Origin of the sequence: uncultured Victivallis sp. (assembly GCF_944391105.1) — a bacterium.
Taxonomy (GTDB): Bacteria; Verrucomicrobiota; Lentisphaeria; order Victivallales; family Victivallaceae; genus Victivallis.
The window spans coordinates 40966-63602 of record NZ_CALXSK010000016.1 but is presented as its reverse complement, the minus strand read 5'-3'; the positions used below and the strand labels follow the sequence as shown (position 1 = coordinate 63602).

General features: G+C 59.6%; 13 protein-coding genes. 5 read left to right on the top strand and 8 right to left on the bottom strand.

What is annotated here, in order from left to right; all coding sequences use genetic code 11:
• Positions 1-9 precede the first annotated feature (9 nt).
• Entirely contained in the window at positions 10-927 is a 918-nt protein-coding gene (locus Q0K10_RS07000) for an NAD-dependent epimerase/dehydratase family protein (RefSeq protein WP_294505046.1), read from the bottom strand.
• A gap of 280 nt (positions 928-1207) precedes the next feature.
• On the opposite strand from Q0K10_RS07000, the gene nifJ reads away from it, so the two are divergent.
• The 4 genes from nifJ to Q0K10_RS06980 all read left to right on the top strand — a co-directional run bounded on the left by nifJ (position 1208) and on the right by Q0K10_RS06980 (position 7945).
• Positions 1208-4738, top strand: a complete 3531-nt coding sequence (gene nifJ / locus Q0K10_RS06995; protein ID WP_294505043.1) for a pyruvate:ferredoxin (flavodoxin) oxidoreductase — start codon at positions 1208-1210, stop codon at positions 4736-4738.
• 166 nt (positions 4739-4904) lie between these two features.
• Positions 4905-5438: a RimK/LysX family protein gene (locus Q0K10_RS06990; RefSeq protein ID WP_294505041.1), complete on the top strand. Its 534-nt coding sequence runs from the start codon at positions 4905-4907 to the stop codon at positions 5436-5438.
• 15 nt (positions 5439-5453) lie between these two features.
• Positions 5454-6980: a 7TM domain-containing protein gene (locus Q0K10_RS06985; RefSeq protein WP_294505039.1), complete on the top strand. Its 1527-nt coding sequence runs from the start codon at positions 5454-5456 to the stop codon at positions 6978-6980.
• A complete protein-coding gene (locus tag Q0K10_RS06980; protein ID WP_294505037.1) occupies positions 6977-7945 on the top strand; it encodes an alpha-L-glutamate ligase-like protein in 969 nt (322 codons plus the stop codon). The genes Q0K10_RS06985 and Q0K10_RS06980 overlap by 4 nt, the downstream gene beginning before the upstream one ends.
• A 60-nt stretch (positions 7946-8005) precedes the next feature.
• Here the strand turns inward: Q0K10_RS06980 and Q0K10_RS06975 are convergent, their stop codons facing one another.
• From Q0K10_RS06975 to Q0K10_RS06950, 6 genes are all read right to left on the bottom strand, one after another.
• Positions 8006-11089: a hypothetical protein gene (locus Q0K10_RS06975; protein ID WP_294505035.1), complete on the bottom strand. Its 3084-nt coding sequence runs from the start codon at positions 11087-11089 to the stop codon at positions 8006-8008.
• Complete coding sequence (locus tag Q0K10_RS06970; protein WP_294505033.1) at positions 11086-13659, bottom strand: hypothetical protein; 2574 nt, start codon at positions 13657-13659, stop codon at positions 11086-11088. Before Q0K10_RS06970 ends, Q0K10_RS06975 begins: the two co-directional genes overlap by 4 nt.
• Positions 13660-13680: 21 nt before the next feature.
• On the bottom strand, positions 13681-14382 hold the full coding sequence (locus Q0K10_RS06965) for a prepilin-type N-terminal cleavage/methylation domain-containing protein (protein WP_294505031.1): 702 nt from the start codon (positions 14380-14382) through the stop codon (positions 13681-13683).
• Positions 14383-14404: 22 nt separating this feature from the next.
• Positions 14405-14578 carry a hypothetical protein gene (locus Q0K10_RS06960; protein WP_294505028.1) on the bottom strand — a complete coding sequence of 58 codons (174 nt, stop codon included), beginning with the start codon at positions 14576-14578 and terminating at the stop codon, positions 14405-14407.
• Positions 14575-15702 carry a hypothetical protein gene (locus Q0K10_RS06955; RefSeq protein ID WP_294505026.1) on the bottom strand — a complete coding sequence of 376 codons (1128 nt, stop codon included), beginning with the start codon at positions 15700-15702 and terminating at the stop codon, positions 14575-14577. The genes Q0K10_RS06960 and Q0K10_RS06955 overlap by 4 nt, the downstream gene beginning before the upstream one ends.
• A gap of 148 nt (positions 15703-15850) precedes the next feature.
• Positions 15851-16930 carry a GntR family transcriptional regulator gene (locus Q0K10_RS06950; protein ID WP_294505023.1) on the bottom strand — a complete coding sequence of 360 codons (1080 nt, stop codon included), beginning with the start codon at positions 16928-16930 and terminating at the stop codon, positions 15851-15853.
• Between the two features lie 200 nt (positions 16931-17130).
• Between Q0K10_RS06950 and Q0K10_RS06945 the strand changes: the two genes are divergently transcribed.
• The gene (locus Q0K10_RS06945; RefSeq protein ID WP_294505021.1) at positions 17131-18498 is read left to right on the top strand and encodes an MFS transporter; all 1368 of its coding nucleotides are present in this window, start codon (positions 17131-17133) and stop codon (positions 18496-18498) included.
• Positions 18499-18560: 62 nt separating this feature from the next.
• Here Q0K10_RS06945 and Q0K10_RS06940 read toward each other — a convergent pair whose 3' ends face one another.
• Positions 18561-22634 carry a cobaltochelatase subunit CobN gene (locus Q0K10_RS06940; RefSeq protein WP_294505018.1) on the bottom strand — a complete coding sequence of 1358 codons (4074 nt, stop codon included), beginning with the start codon at positions 22632-22634 and terminating at the stop codon, positions 18561-18563.
• Positions 22635-22637: the final 3 nt, after the last annotated feature.

The window sequence follows — 22637 nt, the reverse complement described above, 5'->3', positions numbered from 1 at the left end:
CTCCCGGAATTATTTTTTCAGGTTGCGGAAGTACTCGACCGTGGCGGCCATCCCTTCGGCAAAGCTGTACGACGGCTTGAAGCCGGTCGCCTTGAGCTTGTCGACCGCCGCCATCGAGTGCTTCACGTCGCCGGGGCGCTCGGGCAGATGGACGATTTCCGATTTCGAGCCGGTCTGGCGGATGATCTCCTTTGCGAGATCATTGATCGTGATTCTGCCGCCGTAGGCGATGTTGTAGACTCCGGTGAAGTCGTGCGTCGCCATGAAGACGTTCGCCGCGACGATATCCTTCACGTAGATGAAGTCGCGCGTCTGTTCGCCGTCGCCGAAGATGGTCAGCGGCTCGTTCGCAACCGCCTTCGCCGTGAAGATCGGCACGGCGGCGGCGTAGGCGCTCTTCGGATCCTGGCGCGGTCCGAAAACGTTGAAGTAACGCAGACAGGCGGTCCGGAGACGGCCGGTTTCCGTGAACATGCGGCAGTAGTACTCGCCGTCGAGTTTTGTGATCGCATAAGGACTTTTCGGCTCGGGAAACATCGTCTCGACCTTCGGCACGACCGGATTGTCGCCGTAGATCGCCGCCGAAGTCGAGAAGCAGAGTTTTTTCACTCCGGCCCGGGCGGCCTCCTCGAGCACGACCAGCATGCCGGTGTCGTTGATGTCGATGCATTCGATGATCTTCGTCATCGATTCGGGTACGCTGATCATCGCGGCGAGGTGGAAGACGTAGTCGACGTCCTTCATCGCCTTCGCCACGACGGCGCGGTCGCGGATGTCCCCTTCGATGAATTCAACGTCGAATCCGTCGAGATTCTTCCGGAATCCGGTGCGGAGACTGTCCAGAATCCGCACGTCGGCCTTCCCCTGAAAATATTCCGCAATATGGCTGCCGATGAATCCGGCTCCCCCCGTAATCAGAACGCGCATGATTGATGCCTTTCCCGTGAATGTGGTTGTGGAATCTTCTTTCTGCATTTAATATAGACTGCAAGGGGGGATTGCCAAATGGAGTTTTGCCGATTCGTTATGGATTTTTCGGCAAATCTTCTTCTCTCTCGCCCGGATTCCTTCGGAAAATCGCGCGAAACGGTTTGCAAAAACGGCCGAACGGGTGTACATTGTGGTATTATTTTGATTTTGGAGTTGCAACCGTTATTTTTTTGTAAAAGAAGCCAACTTTTACTCACCAATCAATCACGGAGGAATCATGGCTAAAAAAATGCAAACCATCGACGGGAACTACGCGGCGTCGTACGTTGCCTACGCGTTCAGCGAGGTGGCGGCGATCTACCCGATCACCCCTTCCTCGACGATGGGAGAGTACGCCGACATCTGGGCCAGCCAGGGTCAGAAGAACATGTTCGGCCAGAAGCTCGAAGTCGTTGAAATGCAGTCCGAAGCCGGCGCAGCCGGCGCAGTGCACGGCTCTCTGTCGGCCGGCGCCCTGACCACGACCTATACGGCCAGCCAGGGGCTGCTGCTCATGATTCCGAACATGTACAAGATCGCCGGTGAGATGCTCCCGACCGTCTTTCACGTTTCGGCGCGCGCGCTTGCGGCGCAGTCGCTGTCGATCTTCGGCGACCACTCGGACGTGATGAGCTGCCGCGCGACCGGTTACGCGATGACCTCGGCCGCGTCGATCCAGGAGACGCACGACCTTGCGCTCGTTGCGCATCTTTCGACGCTTGAGAGCGAGATCCCGTTCCTCGCGTTCTTCGACGGCTTCCGTACCTCTCACGAATTCCAGAAAGTCGAGCTGCTCGACTACTCCGATATGAAATCGATGCTCGACATGAAGTATGTCGAGCGTTTCCGCAACCGGGCGCTGCGTCCGGACAAGCCCTACGCGAAGATGGCCGCCCAGAATCCGGACGTCTACTTCCAGGGCCGTGAAACCACCAACAAGCGTTACCAGGAGCTCCCCGGCGTCGTCCAGAAATATATGGACAAGGTCGCGGAAGTCACCGGCCGCAGCTATCACCTCTTCGACTATGTCGGTGCGCCCGATGCGGACAAGGTCATCGTCGCGATGGGATCCGCCTGCGAAACCATCGAGGAGGCGATCGGCTACCTGAACGCGAAGGGTCAGAAGCTCGGCCTTCTGAAGGTCCGTCTGTTCCGGCCGTTCGCCGCGGATGTCTTTGCGAAGGCGATTCCGGCGAGCGTCAAGAAGGTTGCGGTTCTCGACCGCTGCAAGGAGCCCGGCAGCCTCGGCGAGCCGCTCTTCCTCGACGTCAAGGCCGCTCTCGCGGATCGCGACGTCACCGTTATCGGCGGACGTTACGGCCTTGCGAGCAAGGAGTTCACGCCGTCGATGGTGCTGGCGATCTACAAGCACATGGACGGGAAGAACACCCACAACTTCACCGTCGGCATCAATGACGATTTGACCGGACTTTCGCTGCCGATCGACGAGACGATCGTCACGGAGCCGGCCGGTACGACCGCCTGCATGTTCTGGGGTCTCGGCGGAGACGGCACGGTCGGTTCGAACAAGAACTCCGTGAAGATCATCGGCGACCACACCGACAAGTATGTGCAGGCCTATTTCGTCTACGACTCGAAGAAGTCCGGCGGCATCACGGTTTCGCACCTGCGTTTCGGCGACAAGCCGATCACCAGCGAATACACGATCACCGCGCCGAACTTCGTCGCCTGCCACAATCAGGCGTACATCGGCCGTTACGACATGCTCGCCGGAATTGTCGACGGCGGCACGTTCCTCATCAACAGTGAGCTTCCTGCGGACAAGGTATTCGAGAGCTTCACCCGTGACATGCAGGAGACGATCGTCAAGAAACATGTGAAGGTTTACACGATCGACGCGCTCAAGCTCGCTCTTGAGATCGGCAGCCCGAAGTATGTTTCGACCATCATGCAGACCTGCTTCTTCAAACTTGCGAACATCATTCCGGCCGACGATGCGATCAACTACATCAAGTCCGGTATCGAGAAGAAGTTCAAGAAGAAGGGCGACGATGTCGTCAAGCAGAACCAGATGTGCGTTGACCGCGCACTGGCGATGCTTCAGGAGGTCGCAGTTCCGGCTTCGCTCGACGGCGTTGCCGCGTTCGAGGCGATCGAGACGATCACTCCGGAGATGGGGACGTTTGCGAATACGCTCATGAAGCCGATCCTTCACCAGAAGGGCGATGAGATTCCGGTGTCGGCGATGAGCTATGACGGCTCGATGCCGACTGCGACTTCGCAGTATGAAAAGCGCGGCATCGCTCCGAGCGTGCCGAAGTGGGATTCCGCGAAGTGCATTCAGTGCAACCAGTGCGTGATGGCGTGTCCGCACGCCGCGATCCGTTCGAAGCTGATCGCTCCGGCTGATCTGGCCGGTGCTCCGGCGTCGTTCGAGACGGTCGATGCGAAGCCGCCGGTCAAGAAGGAGCTCGGGCTCAAGTTCCGCATGCAGGTCTTCATCGAGGACTGCACGGGCTGCGGCGTCTGCGTCGAGACCTGCCCGGCGAAGGAGAAGGCTCTGGTCATGACCCACACGCCGAACGAGCGTGCGGCCGGCCAGAATGCGAACGTCGACTTCTTCCTGTCGCTGCCGGACAACGTCATGGGCGGAACGAACGCTTCGACGGTCAAGGGGTCGCAGTTCTTGCGTCCGTACTTCGAGTTCAGCGGCGCCTGCGCTGGCTGCGGCGAGACTCCGTATGTGAAGCTGGTCAGCCAGCTCTTCGGCAAGCGCATGATTGTTGCGAACGCGACGGGTTGCTCGTCGATTTACGGTGGTTCGTTCCCGTCGCTGCCGTACTGCAAGGACAAGGACGGCCGCGGTCCGGCCTGGGCGAACTCGCTCTTCGAGGACAATGCGGAATACGGTTTCGGTATGCGTCTTGCGGTCGATACGAACCGCAAGCAGCTGATGTCCTGCATCGAAAAGATCCGCGAACTCGGCGTCTGCTGCGACGACATAAAGGCTGCTCTCGATTACGCGGTCGAAAACTGGAAGAGCACTTCCGATGAGGCGATCGCGAATCAGGAGAAACTCGGCGACCTGCTGAAAGTCGCGGTCGAGAAGTCCGAGGGCGAGAAGCGCGAAGTCTATGCGAAGATGCTCGAACTGAAGGATTACTTCGTCGACAAGTCGGTGTGGATCCTCGGTGGTGACGGCTGGGCCTACGACATCGGCTTCGGCGGTCTCGACCACGTCGTGGCGCAGAACCGCAACGTGAACATCCTCGTGCTCGACACCGAGGTTTACTCGAACACCGGCGGCCAGGCTTCGAAGTCGACGCCGATCGGCGCGGTGGCGCTCTTTGCGAACAGCGGCAAGCGCCTGACCAAGAAGAACCTCGGCTTCATGTGCATGAGCTACGGCAACGTCTACGTCGCGTCGATTGCGATGGGGGCGAACCGTCAGCAGGCTCTGACCGCGATTCGCGAGGCGGAGGCTCACAATGGTCCGTCGATCATTCTGGCCTACGCTCCGTGCATCGCCCATGGCATCAACATGACCAAGAGCCAGACCGAGGCGAAGCGTGCGGTTGAAGCGGGTTACTGGCCGCTCTACCGCTACAACCCGGCTGAGGAGCAGCCGTTCAAGTGGGAGACGAAGGAGGCCACCGCGAGCTTCCAGGAGTTCATCCGCAGCGAAAACCGCTACAAGTCCCTCTTCAAGACCTCCCCGGCCGATGCCGAGGATCTGCTCGCGAAGGCGGAGGCTGATGCGAAACGCCGCATGACCTTCTACAAGAACCTCGGCGAAATCATGAAGTAAGCCGAGCGACTGCTCGAAAAGCCCGTCCCGGATTCGGGGCGGGCTTTTTTGATATGGAAACATTGCGGTTTTGTCATCGAGAAAACCGCCCTGACGTGTTGACAAAACGGTACTTTTGTAGTATTTTATCATTTATTCTTGCAATGGAAAATGCGGAGAGGAATGAATGAAACTGATCTGTCTGCTTTCGCTGTTGGTCGGGGTTTTCGCCGTGCTGATTGCCGCAGGCTGCTGCCGTCAGATGGTTGAGGCGGAACGTCCGGCAGCCGCGCCGGGGGTGACGACCGATCTGCCGCTCGGAATCATCGGAGAGACCGAGGTGATTCACCTGCCGGAATTTTCGGCCCCCTTTGAGGCGCGAATCGATACGGGTGCGACGACGAGTTCGATCGATGCGCGGGAGATCCGGACGTTCGAACGGGACGGGAAGAAATGGGTTTCGTTTGTGGTCGAGGCGCGGTCCGGAAAGGCGAGCCACAAATACGAGCTGCCGGTGGTGCGAACCGTTCGCATCAAGCGTCACAATGCGGAGTCGATCGAACGGATTTCCGTCATGATGACGTTCCGGATCGGTCATCTGACGCTGGAGCGGGAGTTTACGTTGAGCGACCGTGCGAAATTCCAATATCCGGTTCTGATCGGCCGGAATGTCATCAACGGGCTTGCGGCGGTCGATCCGTCGCGCCGCAATGTGCTTTAGGAGTTGTGTGCGAAGATGCCGGAATCACAGTTTCATCGTCGTTCGTTGTATATTCTGGTCGCTTTTCTGGTGGTGGCCGCCCTTGCCGTGGCCGCGGTAAAGATTCATTTTTTCGGGTTCAGCCTCAGCAACCGGGCGGAATTTTTCTACCAGGTCGACTGTGCGGTTTCGTTTGATCCGGAACCGGAGAAGCCGGTTCGGATTTCAATCGCATTGCCGGAACCGGCGGATGGTTGGGCATTTGCGCTCGACCCGGATTCCCCGTTCCGGATCGAGGAGCGGGGAGGCCGGCGCCGAATGGAGCAGGAGCTTTCTGCTCCGGTTCAACGGAACCGGGTATCGTGCCGGTTTCGGCTCGTGCCTGCGCCCGCCCGGCGGGCTCCGCTTCTTCCGCCTCCTGCGCAGGAGGCGTCGAAACCGGTTTCTGATGCCTCCCGGGCTGCGGCGGAAGCGATTCTCGATCGGGTTGACGCGGGGGGGAAGATGACACCGCGGGAACTCGTTCCTGCGCTGCTTCAGGAGCTCGGCACCATGCCGCGCGGGGAGAAGCGGGCGCTCGCCCCGAACTCCGGCGGAGACGAGACGGTTGAAGCTGCGATCATGTTGCTTGAGATGCGCGGAATTCCGGCGAGGGTGGTGCGCGGAATCCTGCTGGATCAGAAGCGTTTCCTGCAGCAGCCGGACAACTACCTCGATGTCTGGTACGGCGATGCGTGGCACATCTACCGTCCGAATACGGGCGTTGAAGAGCTTCCGACGGAGTTTCTGATTCTTCAGCGGAACGATCGGTCGCTTTATGAGGTTTCCGGGGTGAAACGGTCGTCGATCGGTTATTCCGTGACCAGGGTTCCGGCCGGAGCGGAACGGCTGAATCAGATTCGGGCGCAGATCATTGACGAGCGGGATCTTTCGGACTTTTCGCTTTTTTCGCTGCCTGCCTCGGAACAGAATGCGTTCAAGCGTCTTGCGCTGCTGCCGCTGGCGATTCTGCTGATCGTGCTGATCCGGAACATCGTTGGAATTCCGACGATGGGAACCTTCATGCCGGTGCTGATCGCGATGGCGTTTCTCGAAATGCAGCTTCTGCCGGGACTGGTGAACTTCGTGCTGATTCTGACGGTCGGCCTGATGATCCGGGCATGGCTTTCCAAGCTGAATTTATTGATGGTTCCCCGCATTTCGGCGGTGGTGGTGGTGGTGATTCTGCTCATGCAGCTCATCAGTGTGGCGGCGAATTTCCTGAAACTGCCGGCGTTTGTCGACGCGACCTTCTTCCCGATCATCATCATCGCGTGGACGATCGAGCGCGCCTCGACCACCTGGGAGGAGGACGGAGCGACAAATACGCTTAAACAGCTTGTCGCGAGTACCTGTGCGGCGGCGATCTGCTACTTCATTCTTTCGAGTGCGTATCTGCAATATGTGCTCTACACCTTTGCGGAATTGAATCTCATCATCCTCGGCGTGATTCTGCTGCTCGGGACCTACACTGGTTACCGGTTCACGGAACTCATGCGTTTTCAGCCGCTGGTGAAGAAATGAAACTGTTCGGAATGCCGCTGCCGCGCATCGTTTCGCCGCGGAGTTTGCAACGGGCGGGTGTGCTCGGCATGAACCAGCGCAATCACGCTTACATCATGCGATACAATCGCCGCTCGGACTATCCCGATGTGGACGATAAACTTCGCACGAAACAGCTTGCAATCCGGTACGGCGTGGCCACCGCCGAGCTGATCGGCAGCATCGAGTATCAGTATCAGGTCCGGCATTTCCTCGATCTCGTGGCGAATGCGCCGGATTTCGTCATCAAGCCGGGGCATGGCAGCGGCGGGCGCGGAATCCTCGTCATCACGCATCACGACGGCGGGGTGTTTCACAAGCCGAACGGCGAGGTTTGCGACTACGATTTCATCTACGAGCACATCTCGAACATCCTTTCCGGACTTTACAGTCTCGGTGGCCAGGTCGATTATGCGCTGTTCGAACGGTGCATCGACTTTTCGGATGTGTACAGCCGCTTCAGTTTTCAGGGAGTGCCGGATGTGCGGCTCATCGTGTTCAAGGGGTATCCGGTCATGTCGATGATCCGGCTTGCGACGAAGGAGTCGGACGGGCGCGCGAATCTGCACCAGGGGGCCGTCGGCGTCGGGCTGAGCATCCGGGACGGAAGACCCCGGTTCGCGGCATCGCACAACCGTGAGATTACGCACCATCCCGATACGGGGGCGGCCTTTTCGGAGCTTGTGGTTCCGCATTGGGAGGAACATCTGGATCTGGCGGCCCGCTGTGCCGAGATGACGCCGCTGGGGTACTTCGGCGCGGACATCGCGACTGACCGCAAACGCGGTCCCTTGCTGCTCGAACTCAATGCGCGGCCGGGGCTGGCGATTCAGATTGCGAACGGGCAGGGGTTGCTTTCGCGGTTGCGGCTCATCGAATCTCTGCCGCCGGGCGCACATCCGACCCGTGCTGAAAAAATCGCGTTTGCACGCGAGAACTTCAATTGATGGCGCAAAAAACTCCGGAGCGGTGTGCCACGGAGTTCTTTGTCGATTTTTCCGCCCGGTTTACTTTACTTCAAAAGCGGTGTCGGCGGAGAATCCCGCGATGAGATCATGAACCGTCACCTGCCAGAATCCGGTTGCATCGTTGAGCGCGACCGGGAGCGTCACTTCAAGTTCGCCGTTTTTCGCCGCATAGAATCCGCTGCGGGCGTCGCGTCGGCCGCGGCTGTCCCGGATATCGAGTGAAACAGCCTGTGTGCCCCGCACTCCGGCGACGCTTGCGAGTTCAATTTTAACTTTGATCTCCCCGCCTTGCCTGACCTCGGGGGCGGAGCAGGAGACTTTCAGCCCCGTGATCGGACTTTCTGCGACGTAGAGGAGCCGCCCGCCGCCCGCCGGGAGGAAGAGTTCCGCTCCGGACGAATCAAGCCGGCGTCGCGCGAGAACATCGTAGACGGTCTCTTTTTCCTTGAGCATTCCGGGGGCGAAGTCGACCCGGACTTTCCGCGGCACTCCGGCATCGAGCACTTTGCCGTACTGCCCGACATACTTTCCGGCGCGCCGTGCATCGTTGACCACGAAGATCGCGCGGTCGCCGTCGCCGAGGCGCGTACTGAGGATCACATCGCCCGCCGGCGAAGAGATCTCATAACGGAATCCTCTGGATTCAAGCAGCTTTTTCAGTTCCTTCCCCGAGGCGCCCCAGCTCTGCTGCTGCGCTTCCGGGGAGAGCTTTGCGGTGTCGGGGAATGCGAACGCAGTCGAGCCGGAGAGTTTGAGTCCGGAGCTCCGGTCGAGGATGACCGGTTTTCCGGCGGCGGTGAACGCCTCGATCCGGCGGGCGACCTTCTCCGGGATGATTTCAGTGTCGGCGACGATCAGAATATCGTACCGGTCGAGCCGGTCGATCGAATCGTCATAGAGAATTTCAGGCTGGAGTTGAGCCAGAAGGATCGTGTTGTAGACGTCCGCGAAGCGCTTGTTCGCATTGCCGAAATTTCCGGTGCGCCCGAAGAGCGTGCTCGCCGCGGACTGGAGCACTGCGACGCGGGCAGGGGAGCCGGTCATCTGCTTGAGCATCGGGCCGTAGGGTTTGACCAGCGTGTCGGAGATCTCCGCGAGCGCCTCGATCGTATCGGAATTCGTCGCGGCGTAGGTTCCCGGCGTGACGCTGATCGCGCTGCCGCCGTCGAGCATCAGGGCGGTGAGCGGACGCGCCATCGCGAGCCAGACCGCTTCACGCAGATGATCCGGAGAAATCGTGACGAATCTCCCGAAGTGAACCGCGTCGCGTGCTTCGGCGACGGCGGCGGCCTCCTGCGCCTGCTTTGCGCGGTCGGCGGCGTTTTCGAGTTTGCCGATCACCTCGTTCGTGTACCAGAAGAGCTGGATGTTCGGGACGACCGGTTTGCTGTATCCGGCTGCGGCGCGCATCTCATCGATGTTTTCGAGCAGAGCGAGCGGCGAGGGGTTCGTGTAGGTCCAGTGACTGACGAAATCCATCTGCCGGTCGCGCCCGAAGAAGGGCGGATTGCGCAGGATCGGATCATGGAAACTCTTCGCCTGCGGCAGATGGCGCTTCAGGATCGCCGCCGCTTCGGCGCGCGCATCGACATAGCCGGAGCCTTTGAGCCACCACCAGCGGATGAAATCCCCCTCCGGGGTCGAGTCGGGAATCACTCCGTTCGGCGCAAGTTTTTTCGCGACCGGCACGAGCGAGACGCCGACCATCCCCCAGGTGCGGTTCAGATGGGCCGGGATCTCCCGGAATCCTGCTTCCGCGGCCCGTTCGAGGCAGGCGGGGTGAAAGCATTGATAGAGTTTGCGCTCCTCGTTTTCGGTTTCGGAGTCAAAGAGCAGATAGCCGACCGAGCGGGTGTCTGCGAGTGCTTTGCCGAGCGATTCGACCGATTCCGCGGCTGTTTTACGGAATTCCGGATGGTTCTGGCAGATGTCGCCGGAGAGTTGCAGATTCCCTTTTGCATCCTTCATCATCCAGTCGGCATATTTGTTCCTGTCCCAGTTTCGGCGGGTGTCGATCTTGATGAGGGTCGAGACGCCGAAGGGGAGTCCCGCCTCGGCGCGCCGCACGGCGGTCGTGACCGAGTCGACGTGTTTCTCCTTCTCCGCCGCGTATTTCGAGGTGAAGAAGAAGGGGGCGGAGGAGGCGGTGAAGCCGAGGCGCGCAAGTTCCGGCCAGGAGTCGATTCCGTCCCAGAGGATCATCTCATACCGGCCCGGATCGCGGCCGGGCGCGACGGTGATGACTTCTTCCCACAGGCCGATCGTGTTTTTTTCCGCATCTTCGGTGATGGCGCGGAGTGTTATCGGATAGTCGCCCGGGCGAAGTTTCCCCGCAGGAAAATCGACGGTGAAGGTTTTTTCTCCGCCTTTCGCGGGAAGCGGGATGACCGTATCGGGAATCGCATCGGTCAGATGGACGACCAGCTCCGCCTCCGGGGCGCCGGGCAGAGGCGTTGCCGTGAAGGAGAGCTGGACGTTTTTCTCGTTCTGTTCAAACACCTTGCGCCAATCGTTCCGGACGATTGCAATTTTTTCCACGGAAGGCTGTCCGGGCGCGGAGTCGTCCGGAAGGGAGATTTCCGGACAAAAGATTCCCTGCCGGTAACGGGTCCCGAATGCGCCCGCCCCGCTGCCCGGGAGTTTGCCGACGAATGCTGTGATGACCGTGTCGCCCGCTCGTCCGGTCAGAATCCCGCCGCGGAATGAGAGCGAGAGACGCAGCGGTTCTTTCTGCGGCGAGGTTTTGCCGGCGTTTTCGGTCGAGGCAAGCACGGTTTCGCGTCCGCTTTTGACTTTCAGAAGTTCGAGTTTGCGATGCGGATCGCTGTACCGCAGCGCGCAGAAGTTGTCGCGGTTCTTCCAGCCGATCGCGAGATAGAGATCTCCGACGCCGTCGAGCGTCGTGACCGTTGCGGCAAGGGCGTCTCCCGAGGCGCTTCCGGCGATCCAGAGCGGGCGGTTGCCGGAGTCGGAACCGTCCGAGAGCTCCGAGAGCACGCCGTTTTCGATCTTCCAGTCGCCCGAGAGCGGCGTCCAGGCGCCGGAGCCCGCCGGAGAGGAAGCCAGTGCCGGCGCCGCGAGCAGCACCGCAACAGTTAAAGTTGTAAATCGAAACAGTTTCATATTGCCGCCTCCATCATCAGAAGGGATTCCTCCCGGATTTCCCAGTTTGCCGTTGTGCTGCGTCCGCTCGTGAGGTCGGTCGCACGGATCTGCCGGATGCCGGGCGTGGCTCCGGCAATGACCGGCAGCGTGAAGGTGAGCCGTCCATCCCGGACCAGCCGGGTCCCGCTCGATTCGTTCCGCGTGCCGTCGGGTTCCAGAATATCGAGCCGGACGAGTTTTAGCGTCCCGGCCGAACCCGGAAGCGTAAGATTCACTGTCACAAAATCGCTTCCGGGGGTCACGGCGAGCGCCGGAGTCTCCGGTTCGTGCGGGGAAATCGCCACAATCGCGCCGCCCGCCGCAGGCAGGGCGAGCTCGAACGACCAGTCGCCGTTTCCCTCGTCACGTACTTCGAGCGGCCTGCCGGAGACCATTTCGTGGAGATACGGTCTCTCCGGGTATCCGCTGACGCGGCCGGCGGTCCGGGCTGGAACTCCCTGCTCCATCATCGCCCGGTAGCGGCCGGAACGCTCGTCCCATGTGCGGGAGTCGTTCGTGACAAATAAGTAATGAATTTTCCCCCCGGTGCGCATATTGCCGAGTGTACGCCGATTGTCGAAATCGAAGTCGCGCCGTACAATCCCGGCGAGCCGTTCGCGAAGCTCCGAGGCATAGTGCTCCATCCTCCGCTGATCCTCGTCTGCGGGGATCCCCTGTGCGGCGGCGCGGCCGCCCCATTCGGTACGGAAGTTCGTGTCGTCCGAGACCGCGAAATCGCTGCCGGTGCAGATCGCATTCGCATTCACGTTTTTGCGGTAGCTGAAGTCGAAGTCGAATCGAATCACTCCCGGGACGTCCGCCCGGAAATAGCGGTCGGCGATTACGGTCCCGCCGCGTTCGGCGAATTTGACGATCCGGCGGTGGACATTCTCCGTCAACGTATCGGCGGCCGGGAGCGCAAGCAGTTCGTAACGGTCGAGCGCACCTTCGAGCAGATCCTCTTCAAAGACGACGTCTGCAGGGAGCTGCGCCATATTCATGACCGTGTAGAAATTGTAGATCTGGTAATTCTGATAGTGTGCGTAGGAACGAGGCACTGCACTGTGGATGCGCGAGGTGAAACAGTCGAGAACGGCACAGCGGCGGGGGAGATTTTCCGTGGCGCGCGCAAGTTTCCCGAAGGGCGCGAGCACGTTGCGATTGAATTCCGCCATCGCGCGTTCGGTCTGCGGCGAGAAAAGCGCCGGATCTCCGCCCTTGAGGAACGGCTCGATCGGGCTGCCGAAGTAACATGCCAGCGCGAGCGGGCCGCGTGCGAGATTGATCCAGCAGCACTCCTTCCAGCGGTCGGGGCCCATGCGCAGCGTGTATTCGCGCGCGAAGCGGTCCTCGGCGCAGGGGGTGAGGGTTCCGGCATAGTTCCAGAGTGTGATCGTGTGGATGAACGGTTTGCCGGTGCGCCGTCCGGCCGCGGCGAGGGTTTCCGCGTAGAGCATGAGTTTCGGATCGGGATTCGTGTAGGTCCACGAGCTGATCGCGTCGACGCCGTCGAACCGTTCCGGCAGCGGTGCGAGCCGCAGCGGATCGGCGATCGTCACGAGGTCGGGGCGGAATTCATGCGCGGTTTCGGTCATGATGCGGTTGATCGTACACCAGCCGTCACCTTCACGGAAGTAGTAGCGGGCATAGGCCAGCTCCGGATCGTCTGCGGCGATGACGGCGGGCGAGCCGGGAAAACTTTCCGTGAAGACCCGTTCCGTTCCACGCAGGCGCGAGAGCGGGAAGCCGAGGCGTTCCTCATGGTGTCTGACGCTCTCCGGGTCGCACGGAAGTTTCAGCTTGTCTTCGAGTTCGCTGTTGAAGAAGAGCGTGGTGCAGGAGGGAAATTCGGAGAAATGGCTCATGAGGCGCCGCACGAGAAACCGCGCCTTCTCCTGCGTGTACGGATGAAACGGGTTCAGAAAGCGCGAACGGGTTCCGTCGGCGTCGATCCGGAGTGCTTCCGCCGGCGTGCCGGGATCGGCACGGAAAATGCCGCCGGCGGTGTTTTCGATGAGGATGCCGAGCTGGATGCCGCGCGCCATCGCCTTTTCGATGAGTTCGATCGCGCGGTCGGGGTGTTCGAGTGCCCATCCCGCACGGAACTGGCTCCAGGTTACGCCGAGCGAGGCGAGCAGATCGAGTTCCGCCTCGGCAAATTCGTCCCCCGCTTCGAGCGCATCGTAATGAACGGTCGACGGCCAGTGCCAGAACGGAACCTCCTCCGCCGATGGACGTGGAAATACGCCGAACGGAAGTTCCGTCACTGCAAGCAGTTTCCCCTGCCGGGAGAATTCTGCCCGCAGCGTCCGGAGTCCGGTGGGAAACTGCCGGGTGTCGATTTCGAATACGAGGTCCGACAAATGCCAGCCGAGTTTCGGCAGCACGCGTTTCTCCTCATACAGCCCGGCGATCCGGAGTGCGAACTCCCCGCCGTAGACGTTGCGCGGCGAGAAGTTCATCAGGTCGAACCGCAGCTGTGCCTGCTCGCCGCGGTAGAAGCAGCCGCGGCGGCTTGTGCGTTTGATCTGGATCGCAAATTCGTTCATGGGTCGCTCTTTCCCCGCTCTTCAGTTCGAACTGTCCTCGCTGAGTACGTCCGGAGTGGTCGCTTCGGGACGCAGCACTCGGGTGATTTTCACCAGGTTGCGGGTCGAGCCGATCCAGCGGTTGCCGCTCCCGGCGACTCCCTTGTCAATACCGGAGACGTGTCCGTCGAAAAACGCCATATTGCAACGGCCGCCGTGCACAAGATAGGCAAATCCGTAGCCGCTGTCGCTGAGGTTCGGCAGCAGACGGAACGCATTGTTGTTGTCATCCGCGGCCGGATTTTTCGCGCAGGCGACCATGCCGATCCTGGACATGCCGGTTCGCTGGTAATCGCCCTTTGCGAGGCTGATCGGAGCTTTGTCGGCGCTGTAAAGGCTGCCGTAGGTCTTGCGCCAGGAGTTTTCGTTGGTCGGATTCGGCAGCAGTTCCGGACAGAACATCAGTTTGCCGTAGTCGATGTAGCGCCCTTTCCAGAGCGCATAGCTCCAGGCGTAGCTGTCACCGTTGGTCTGCTGATAGCTGGAACCGGCTGGATAGAACATTTTGTTGTCATCCATGTAAGTGGTTCCGGCGAGCGCAATCTGCTTGAGATTGTTGGCGCACGACGCGGCGCGGGCGCGGGCGCGCGCCTGGTTCAGCGCAGGAAGCAGCATTCCAGCCAGAATCGCGATGATCGCAATGACGACGAGGAGCTCGATAAGGGTGAAGTTATGCTTTTTCATGTTCCTTCTCCTTGTAGTTTCGTTATTTGCCGACGAACTTGAATGCTTTGACTTCATAGGGAGCCAGAGACGTCTCAAAAGAGCCGTTCCCGGTGGTGACGACGGATTGGCCGGTGAAGAGGTCTACGATTTCGGTTTCTTCTTCCGGGAGTCCTTCCACCAGCAGTTTGACGCTGCCGCCTTTCGCGGAATTCACGAGGAAAAGCGCCCGGATATCACGGTAACCGATTTCGGCCGATGCGACAGCCGGATATTCGTGCGGGTCGTGCTGATTGTTGATTCCGGCATCGACCGCGAGCGTGACCGGGCGGAGAGCGTGCGGACCTTCAACGCATCGAGCCGTTTGCCGAAGAGGAAGAGTTCTCCGAGCTTGCGCTCTCCGGTGAGTTCGGTCGCAACCGACGCGTATGCGTCGAAGTAACGCTTGTGCGCGGAGAAGCCTGGCCGTTCCGCGAGCGAGAATACCACAACTCCCTTCGCTCCCGACACGAGCGAGAGATAGACGTCGTGCCGCACGATTTTTTCTAGGTCGGCGAGCTGCTCTTCCGACGGCTGACGGAACATCTCCGGCACACAGAGCGGTATCGCATCGCTCTTCGCGTCGAGGATCGCGCCGGTTTCGCTTTCGGTCGACCAGCGGCACCAGACGCGGTCGTTCTCCTGGCCGAGCTGGGTCGGATACATCCCCTTGCCGACGAGGTCCAGCGTTTCGCCGAATACGCGCATTTGTTCGCGGGTGTAGTGGTTCGGTAGATAGAGCCAGACCGGGCGTTTCTGCGGGTCGTTTTCGCGGATCACCTTCAGGGCTCCTTTCAGAAACGCCATGTCATTCGCGCGCCACGGACGGAGCTCCTCGGGGGTCAGGTACCACCAGGCGAGCCTGGGATTCGTCGAAGCCCTGCGAACCTTCGCGGCAATGTCATCCCAGTATGGAGCAAAGTCAGGCCGCGGCTGGTCGAGCAGCTTCTTCGTGAGTTTTTCGCCGCCGGCTTCCGGGTGGATCGGCAGAATCAGGAAGAGATTCTCCTTTTCGCAGCCTTCGAGAAGTTTCTTCTCCTGATAAGCGCTGTAAACCGGACCCGCCATCGTGAAGCCTGCCTTTTTCGCCGCCGCAATGTCGGCGGGCGCAAAGCCGGAGAACGGGAATATCCGGCCGCGCGGATAGACCTGGTCCGCCGGAAGTCCCTTTCCCGCATCGTAACCCGGTGCAAAGAAGTTGCCCGGCTTTCCCTCCGCCGTCTCCACCTCCATCGCCGCGGCTGCCGCCGAGAGCGCCACCGCCGTCAGCATCGGGAGCCATCTCATCATCCGCTTCATCATCGGGTCCTCCGTTGTTCTGGTTTGTGGACACTGTCCAATTTCTAGGATAATTATACCCGATTTACCATGAAATGTCAATAGTGAAAAGAAAAATTTTTCCGATTTTTGCACTCGTCCGGGAATTTTTGCCCGTTGTCCAGATGAGTGATCAGCCGATGATCTCCCGGATGCTGGAACGCTCGACAAGTTCCGGCTTGAATTCGAGCGATTCCGGGCGTTTCCCGGTCGCCACCCAGGAGCGCAGAAGTTCCACCGCCGCTTCGCCCTGAGCGCGCAGCGGTTCATCGAAGGTGGTCAGACCGTTCGCTTCGGCTCCCTTCCAGGAGTGGTTGTCGAATGAAATGACCGAAATATCTTTCGGGATAACGAGTTCCAGACGTTTTGCCGCTTCGTACAGCCAGCTTGCCCGGTAATCCCGGACCGTGAAGAAAGCCGTCGGCAGCTCCCGTCCCCTTAGTTTCCGCACGAGCACTCCGACCTGGTCTGCCGCCTGCTCGTAGCCGAGTCCGGAGATGACCCACTCCGGATTCAGAAGGACATTTTCCTCGGCAAGTGCACCGCGGAATCCCGCAAGCATTTCGGAATAAAGAAAATCCTTCTCCGATCCGGCAACGATCCCGATCTTCCTGTGCCCCCGCGCGACCAGATGTCGTACCGCCGCCCGGGCAAGAGCCCGATAGTCGACGAATGTACGCACCGCATTTTCATTCCCCCTGTGGTCGGAGGCGATTACACACGGAACTCCAGCTTTTTCCAGCGGAAGGCATAACTCCTTGAAGTTGCTGCATTGAAGATAAATCATCCCCTGGATTTCTCCCGCCATGCAGCGGGCGATGATCTCGTCGGTCATGCGCCCGGAATCCGAGAAGGAGACGTACATCTCGCAATTCTTCTTCTCCGCTCCCGCTGCCACTCCCTGAAGCAGTTCGGCCGTCACCGGCAGATAGCGGAAGGTCCCATAATCCGAAGGGCGTACGAAAAAGCATTTGAGCGTATTCCGGTCCGCACCGTTTTCCAGCACCAGCGCACCGCAATTCGGATAGATCCGGATCAATCCCTCCTCCTGCAACAGTTTCAGGATATTGTGAACCGAACTCTTCGAGATGTCCAGCTCCCGCGCCAGCTCCCTCGCTGAAGGAAGATAAGTCCCTGCCAGATAATGGCCTGAGAGAATCGCCTCGCGCATCTGCGCGCGACTGCCGTTGGTTTTGCTCTTTCTGATCGTCATGATTTGCCCCTTCTGCTGCGCTTTTCAAAATACTCTTTTTTTCATGAAAATCAATCTGTTTTGGTGGACATTGTCCAGAAATTTTCGTTTTTTTGATCAACCGGGGTTGACATCCGCGAAAAAACAGAGTATAATGGACATTGTCCAGTGTTTTGTTTTAAAATGGACACTATCTATTGTTTCAGACGGAGGAGGTGCGGATGAAAACGGGAAGCGACGAGGGCGTCCTCATGGAAAACGGCCGCAGATACTACACGGTCGGAACGCTGAAATACACGATGTTCGGTCTCTTGAACCTCTTCATCTGGATGCTGTGGGGGGATTTCTGTTTCACGCTCATGGAGACGCTGATCCCTTCGCTGCTGCCGATCTTCATGGAAAAGCACGGTTCGTCGAATATGCTCATCGGCCTCGTTGTCGGGAGCATTCCGGCGGTGCTGAATTTGATCATCAACCCGATTGTGAGCACGCGCAGCGACCGGACCCGCACCCGGTGGGGGAGGCGGATTCCGTATCTGTTTTTCGCGAGTCCGTTCGTCACATTGTTTCTGATTCTGCTTGGGTGGAGCGACCAGATCGGCGCTTTTTTGAACGACGCCGTCCTCGGCGGGACATTCTCCACGGCCGGGGTGATTCTCGGCTGCATCACGTTGTTTGCAATCGGATTCCAGTTCTTCAACATGTTCGTCGCTTCGGTCTTTTATTACATCTTTGCGGACGTGGTTCCGAAGCAGTTCATGGGGAGATTCATGGCGCTCTTCCGCATGGTCGGGACGGTTGCGGGCTTCATCTATCAGCGCTTCATCTTCAAACATGCCGGCGAGCACATGTCGTGGATCTTCACCGGGATCGCAATCATTTATCTGCTTGCGTTTCTGCTGATGTGCTTCTTCGTGAAAGAGGGGGAGTATCCGCCGCCGGAACCGAAGAAGAACAATATGATTGTGACCTATTTTCGCGAATGTTTCAGCCTCCCGTTCTATCGCTGGTTCTTCCTCGCCATGGCCTGCAACGAGGCCTCCATGATCTGCCGGACCATGTTCAACTTCCTCTTTGCGAACAAGGAACTCGGACTCTCGTTTGAACAGTACGGCAACATCATGAGCGTCAATATGGTGATCTCCTTCTTCCTGCTGATCCTGATGGGATTCCTCGTCGACCGGTTTCATCCGCTGCGAACCTACATTGCGGGCGCCGTACTCATCATCTGCGCCAATGTTTTCGGGTTTCTGTTTGTCTGGGACTACATGTCATTCTTCATCGTTTCAATCCTGATTGCCGTGGTTTACGTGATTCAGACCGCGAGCAAGCTGCCGATGTTCGTCGCGCTGCTCCCCGGACAGAAGTACGGGCAGTTCTGCTCCGCGAACGCGATGGTCGTCTCCATTTTCCTGATTATCGCCAACGGGGCGGGAGGAAGATTCATCGACTGGTTCGGATACCGTTTTATTTTCGTCTGGGATTTCCTCTTCACCGGGCTCGGGCTGATCGGACTTATCATGGTCTACCGCGTATGGAAACGGCGTGGTGGCAGAAAGGGATACACCGCCCCGGAAGCGGGGCAGTGACCCCTCTCCGCGTGCGGAACGCGATGCCGCAGGAGAGGGGATTTCCGGAGTGACGGGACGCGTCAGAACCGCTTCCTGCGTCGGTGCCCGAGGATGACTGCGAGCAGCGCGACGATGATGATTCCGAGAATCACGCCCGTTGCGGCACGGCGGTCGCCTTCGTCCGGTTTCGGCGGCTCGATCGTCTCCTCTTTGAGTTTTTGTCCGCTGACCTCCTCGACCTCTCTCTTCTGCCGGTCGAGAGCGTGGGCGATCTGCTGCTCGTATGTGCGGCGCAGTTCGGGGTCTTTGAGCTGTTCCCGGATCATCTCGCGCAGTTTTTCGTTGCGGGTCGGGGGCAGATCGAACTTTTCCATGAGTTCGACGTGGGTTTCGGCGAGCTGCCGGACGGTTTCGGCGTCAGCCTTCCAGTACCCCTTGCGGACCGTCTCAAGCATGACGGAAGTCATCTCCTGAAGCGCAGCCGGATTGTTGTCTTCGAAAAACTTGCGTATTTCAAGCCCGAGCTTGTCGTCGATGTAGACCTCCTTGTACTCCTGCCAGAGATGATCTTCCAGCAGACCCGGTTTCATGACCTCCCAGCCGAAGCTGTTGCGAAACACTTCGACGAAGCTGCCGGTCGCGGGAGCTCCCTCTTTCATCATCTCCCTGATGTACTTCGGGTTCAGCACCGTGCTGCGCGCCTCGACCATGGCGGCCTCGCCGGCCTCCTGAACCCGGGCGCGGCCCGGCGTGCGCAGATCGTTGAAGTAGGCGCCGGGATCTTTGCCGGTCACATGGCGCGCCGCCAGACTCAGTCCCCCGGTGAACTCATAGACGTGGTCGAGCGAGAGCGGCCCCCAGCTGTTCGACGAGCGTGACTGTACGACCGTGTCGGTGTTTTCGAGTGCGGCCTGGAAAACGCCGCCGACATGTTCTCCCCAGTGCTCCTCCGTGTAGAGCGCCCCCATGTTGTTGAGATAGAGTTCAGCGATCTCTCGGGTGTCTTCCCATTTCCCGCTGTTCTGCACCATGCCGGTGGCGCCCGGACCGAAGTTGCCGTTCACGCCGCCGAAGAGCCGGGCATGGCTGTACGACTTCGCCTCCTCCGGCGACATGCCGTTGGCGATCAGCGCTTTGACGACAGCCAGGGATCCTTCGCGCACGAAGTTTCCGAATTCACCCTCCGGATCAGTTGCCGCGAGGCGCACCGCCTTGTCGATGAGGCGCATGCGGCTGGTCGCAGCGCCCCGGAACTGGCCGGAAGTCTGGATCACCACATCGATACGCGGGCGTTTGAGTTCCGACATCGGGATGAGCCGCACGTCCTGCACCCGGCCGCGCGAATCCCAGATCGGTTCGACGCCGAGCAGGAAGAAAATCTCCCCGATGTTCGTTCCCTGCGTGCGAATGAACTCCCCGCCCCAGAGCGAGAAGCCGACTTTTTTCGGATATTCGCCGGTGGTTTTGAGTTTTTCGGCGATGAGCGCTTCCGCGAGCTGCCGGCCGACGGCGTAGCTTTCACGGGTCGGGGTCCGTTCCGGGTCGATGCCGTAGAGATTTTTCCCGGTCGGGACTGTATCCGGATTCAGAACCGGGTCGCCGCCGGAGGTGGCGGCAAGATAACCGCCGTTGAAGGCGTTGACAATCGCATCGAGTTCCGCCGGAGTCGATTTCAGCAGATCGGCGCGGGCGCGGAATGTGATCTCCTCCGGCTGCGGTTTCATTTTCGGTGCCGCTGCCGGAGTCCGGCGCATTGTTCCGTCACCGCGCATTTTTTTCATGGCGGCCATCATCTCCGGCGGGATGTCGCGGCCGTCGGGGAGTTTGCCGCTCTGCATCATGCGGCGCATCTCATCGGTTTCTGCCGACGGATGGGGGGCGGAAGGTACAGGGGGTGGGGAGGAGACGCGTTTGAATTTCTCCGGATTCTTCAGCGCTTCCCGGGCTCGCTCATGTGCCTGAGCCAGGTAGTGCCGAGTGAAAAAGTGGAGATCTTTTCGCTGTTCCTCCGTCACCTTTCCTGCTTCGAGATCGGCTTTGAAGAGCGCGTCCGCGATGGCGTCGACGGTCATGAGACGGGCGGTTTCATCCGCCTCTTCCGGCGTGTAGGGGCGGCCGATGACATACATGCCGCGATTGACCTTCGCATCCTGGATCTCGTGCAGGAAGTTGTGCAGTTTGCTGAAGTCCTCTTCCGTCGGCTTTCCGGAAGCGAATCCGGCGGAGAGTTTGAGGTCACGGTCGTAATGCTCCTTAGTGGCGATTTCGACGATGGACTTCACATACTCGGCTTTGAGCATGGCGTTTTCCGCGGTTTCGAGCTGGTCGAGTTTTTCGTGCAGCTGCGTGAGCGCACCGTAGCCGTCGGCCTGCATGAAGGGGGCGGTCAGATGGCTCACCATGGTGGCGTAACTGCGGCGCTTGGCAATTTGCGCCTCCCCGATGTTGTTGATGATGTACAAATAATAATGTGGAATCCCGCTCGCAAGCACGTCCGGCCAGTCGTAACTTGAGAGCGCCACCTGCTTCCACGGCGTGAATTCGAGACTGCCGTGAGTGCCGAAGTGCATCATCGCATCGGCATGGAATCCGTATCGGATATAGAGATAAGTCGCGATGTAGGTGTGCGGCGGCGACATTTTGACGCCGTGGATGAGTTTGCTCTCCTCCTCGCCCTCGCCGGGGAGCGACTGCGGCATCAGGATGATGTTGCCGAACCGGATCCGCCCGAGTTTCATGTTCCCCTCCGGGGTGCGGAACGATTTCCCGGGGAATTCGCCGTACCGTTCCACGACCGTCTGATAGAGATCGGCGGGCATGCTCTTCGCAACCCAGGCGCGGTACTCCTCCGGCGTGATCGTGACGCTCTGGACGCGCGGTGGATTCTCTGCGCCTTGCACGACTCCGGCGTTGGTGCCGAAAGCGGCTTTCCCCGCTTCGATTTCGCGATTCAGCTCCTCGGCGTTTTCGGGGAGGGGGCCGGTGGTGTAGCCTTCGGCCTGCAGGCGTTTCAGCACGTTCAGCACCGATTCCGCAACGCCGAGCCCAGCGGTGGCTGCCTCTTTGCCGACGGAGCCGTAGTAGATGATCGCGATCTTCTTGTCGGCGTTCGGTTTGCGTTTCAGGTCCGTGGTTTTCTTCACGAGTTCCGCGAACCGTTCGAGCCGCTCCGGAATCATGCGGAACTCATAGAGTCCGCGCCGGTTGCGGAAGAGCGCCGAGAGAACATAGGGAACCGCGCCGCCGTCGAGCTCCGGCATCGTGATGCTCTGGCTCAGCATGCCGCCGGTCATGCCGCGCTGGTCGCGCAGATACTCTTCGTAAGGGGCGTTGACCTTGATCGGGCAGAGGAGCGGGACGTTGTGTTTCTTCAGAAGTTCGACGGTTTTCTCCCCGAGACGGCCGTGCGGCTGGTAGATGACGAGGTCGGGCCGGACTTCGCCGAAGATCGGTTCAAGCCCCCGCATCCCGCTGATGCCGACGACATTGAGCCCTTTCTTCTCCAACGCGCCGATCAGCTCTTCAATCGCACCGCCGCCGTTGCCGGAGAGGATGCACACCGTCGCGGCATCCGGCTTGTGGCGGCCGCTCTTCTGATACCAGGCAAGGTACTCCCGGTAACTTTTGAACGCATCCTCCTCGGCGATGTGGAAGAAGGGGCGGTACTCCGGTTTTTCGGGCGGCTCCGGCTTCGGGGCGTTGATCCGTTTGCCGTCGACATCGTAACGGATGAAGTCGAGCATTCGCCGGAAGTTCTTTTTGCCTCCGGAGAGATATTCCGCGAGAGTTCCGCGCTGTTGTTCCGTCAGAGTGCTCAGCGCGGTCTCCTGCCGGGTCGACGCGGTTGTATAGACCGGCTTTTTCAGGTTCGCGAGAAGCAGCTGCTGCTCTTCCGTGAAGTTCAGTCCCATGCCGAAGAAGAGGATGAAGTCGTAATTCTTCAGCTCTTCGCCGCTTTTCTCCGTCCACTTCAGCGCGTCGACGCGGATCGCGGGATTGATCTCCTGATCGAGCAGCGGAGCGAGAATGTATTCCGGGTAGTTTACGAATGCGACCCGGGTTTCCGATCCGTAGTGGTGGTAAATGCCGAATGCTGCGGCAATGAGAGCGATCGCTGCTGCGAGCGCAAAATAGTTCCGATTCCATTTTCGCATGGT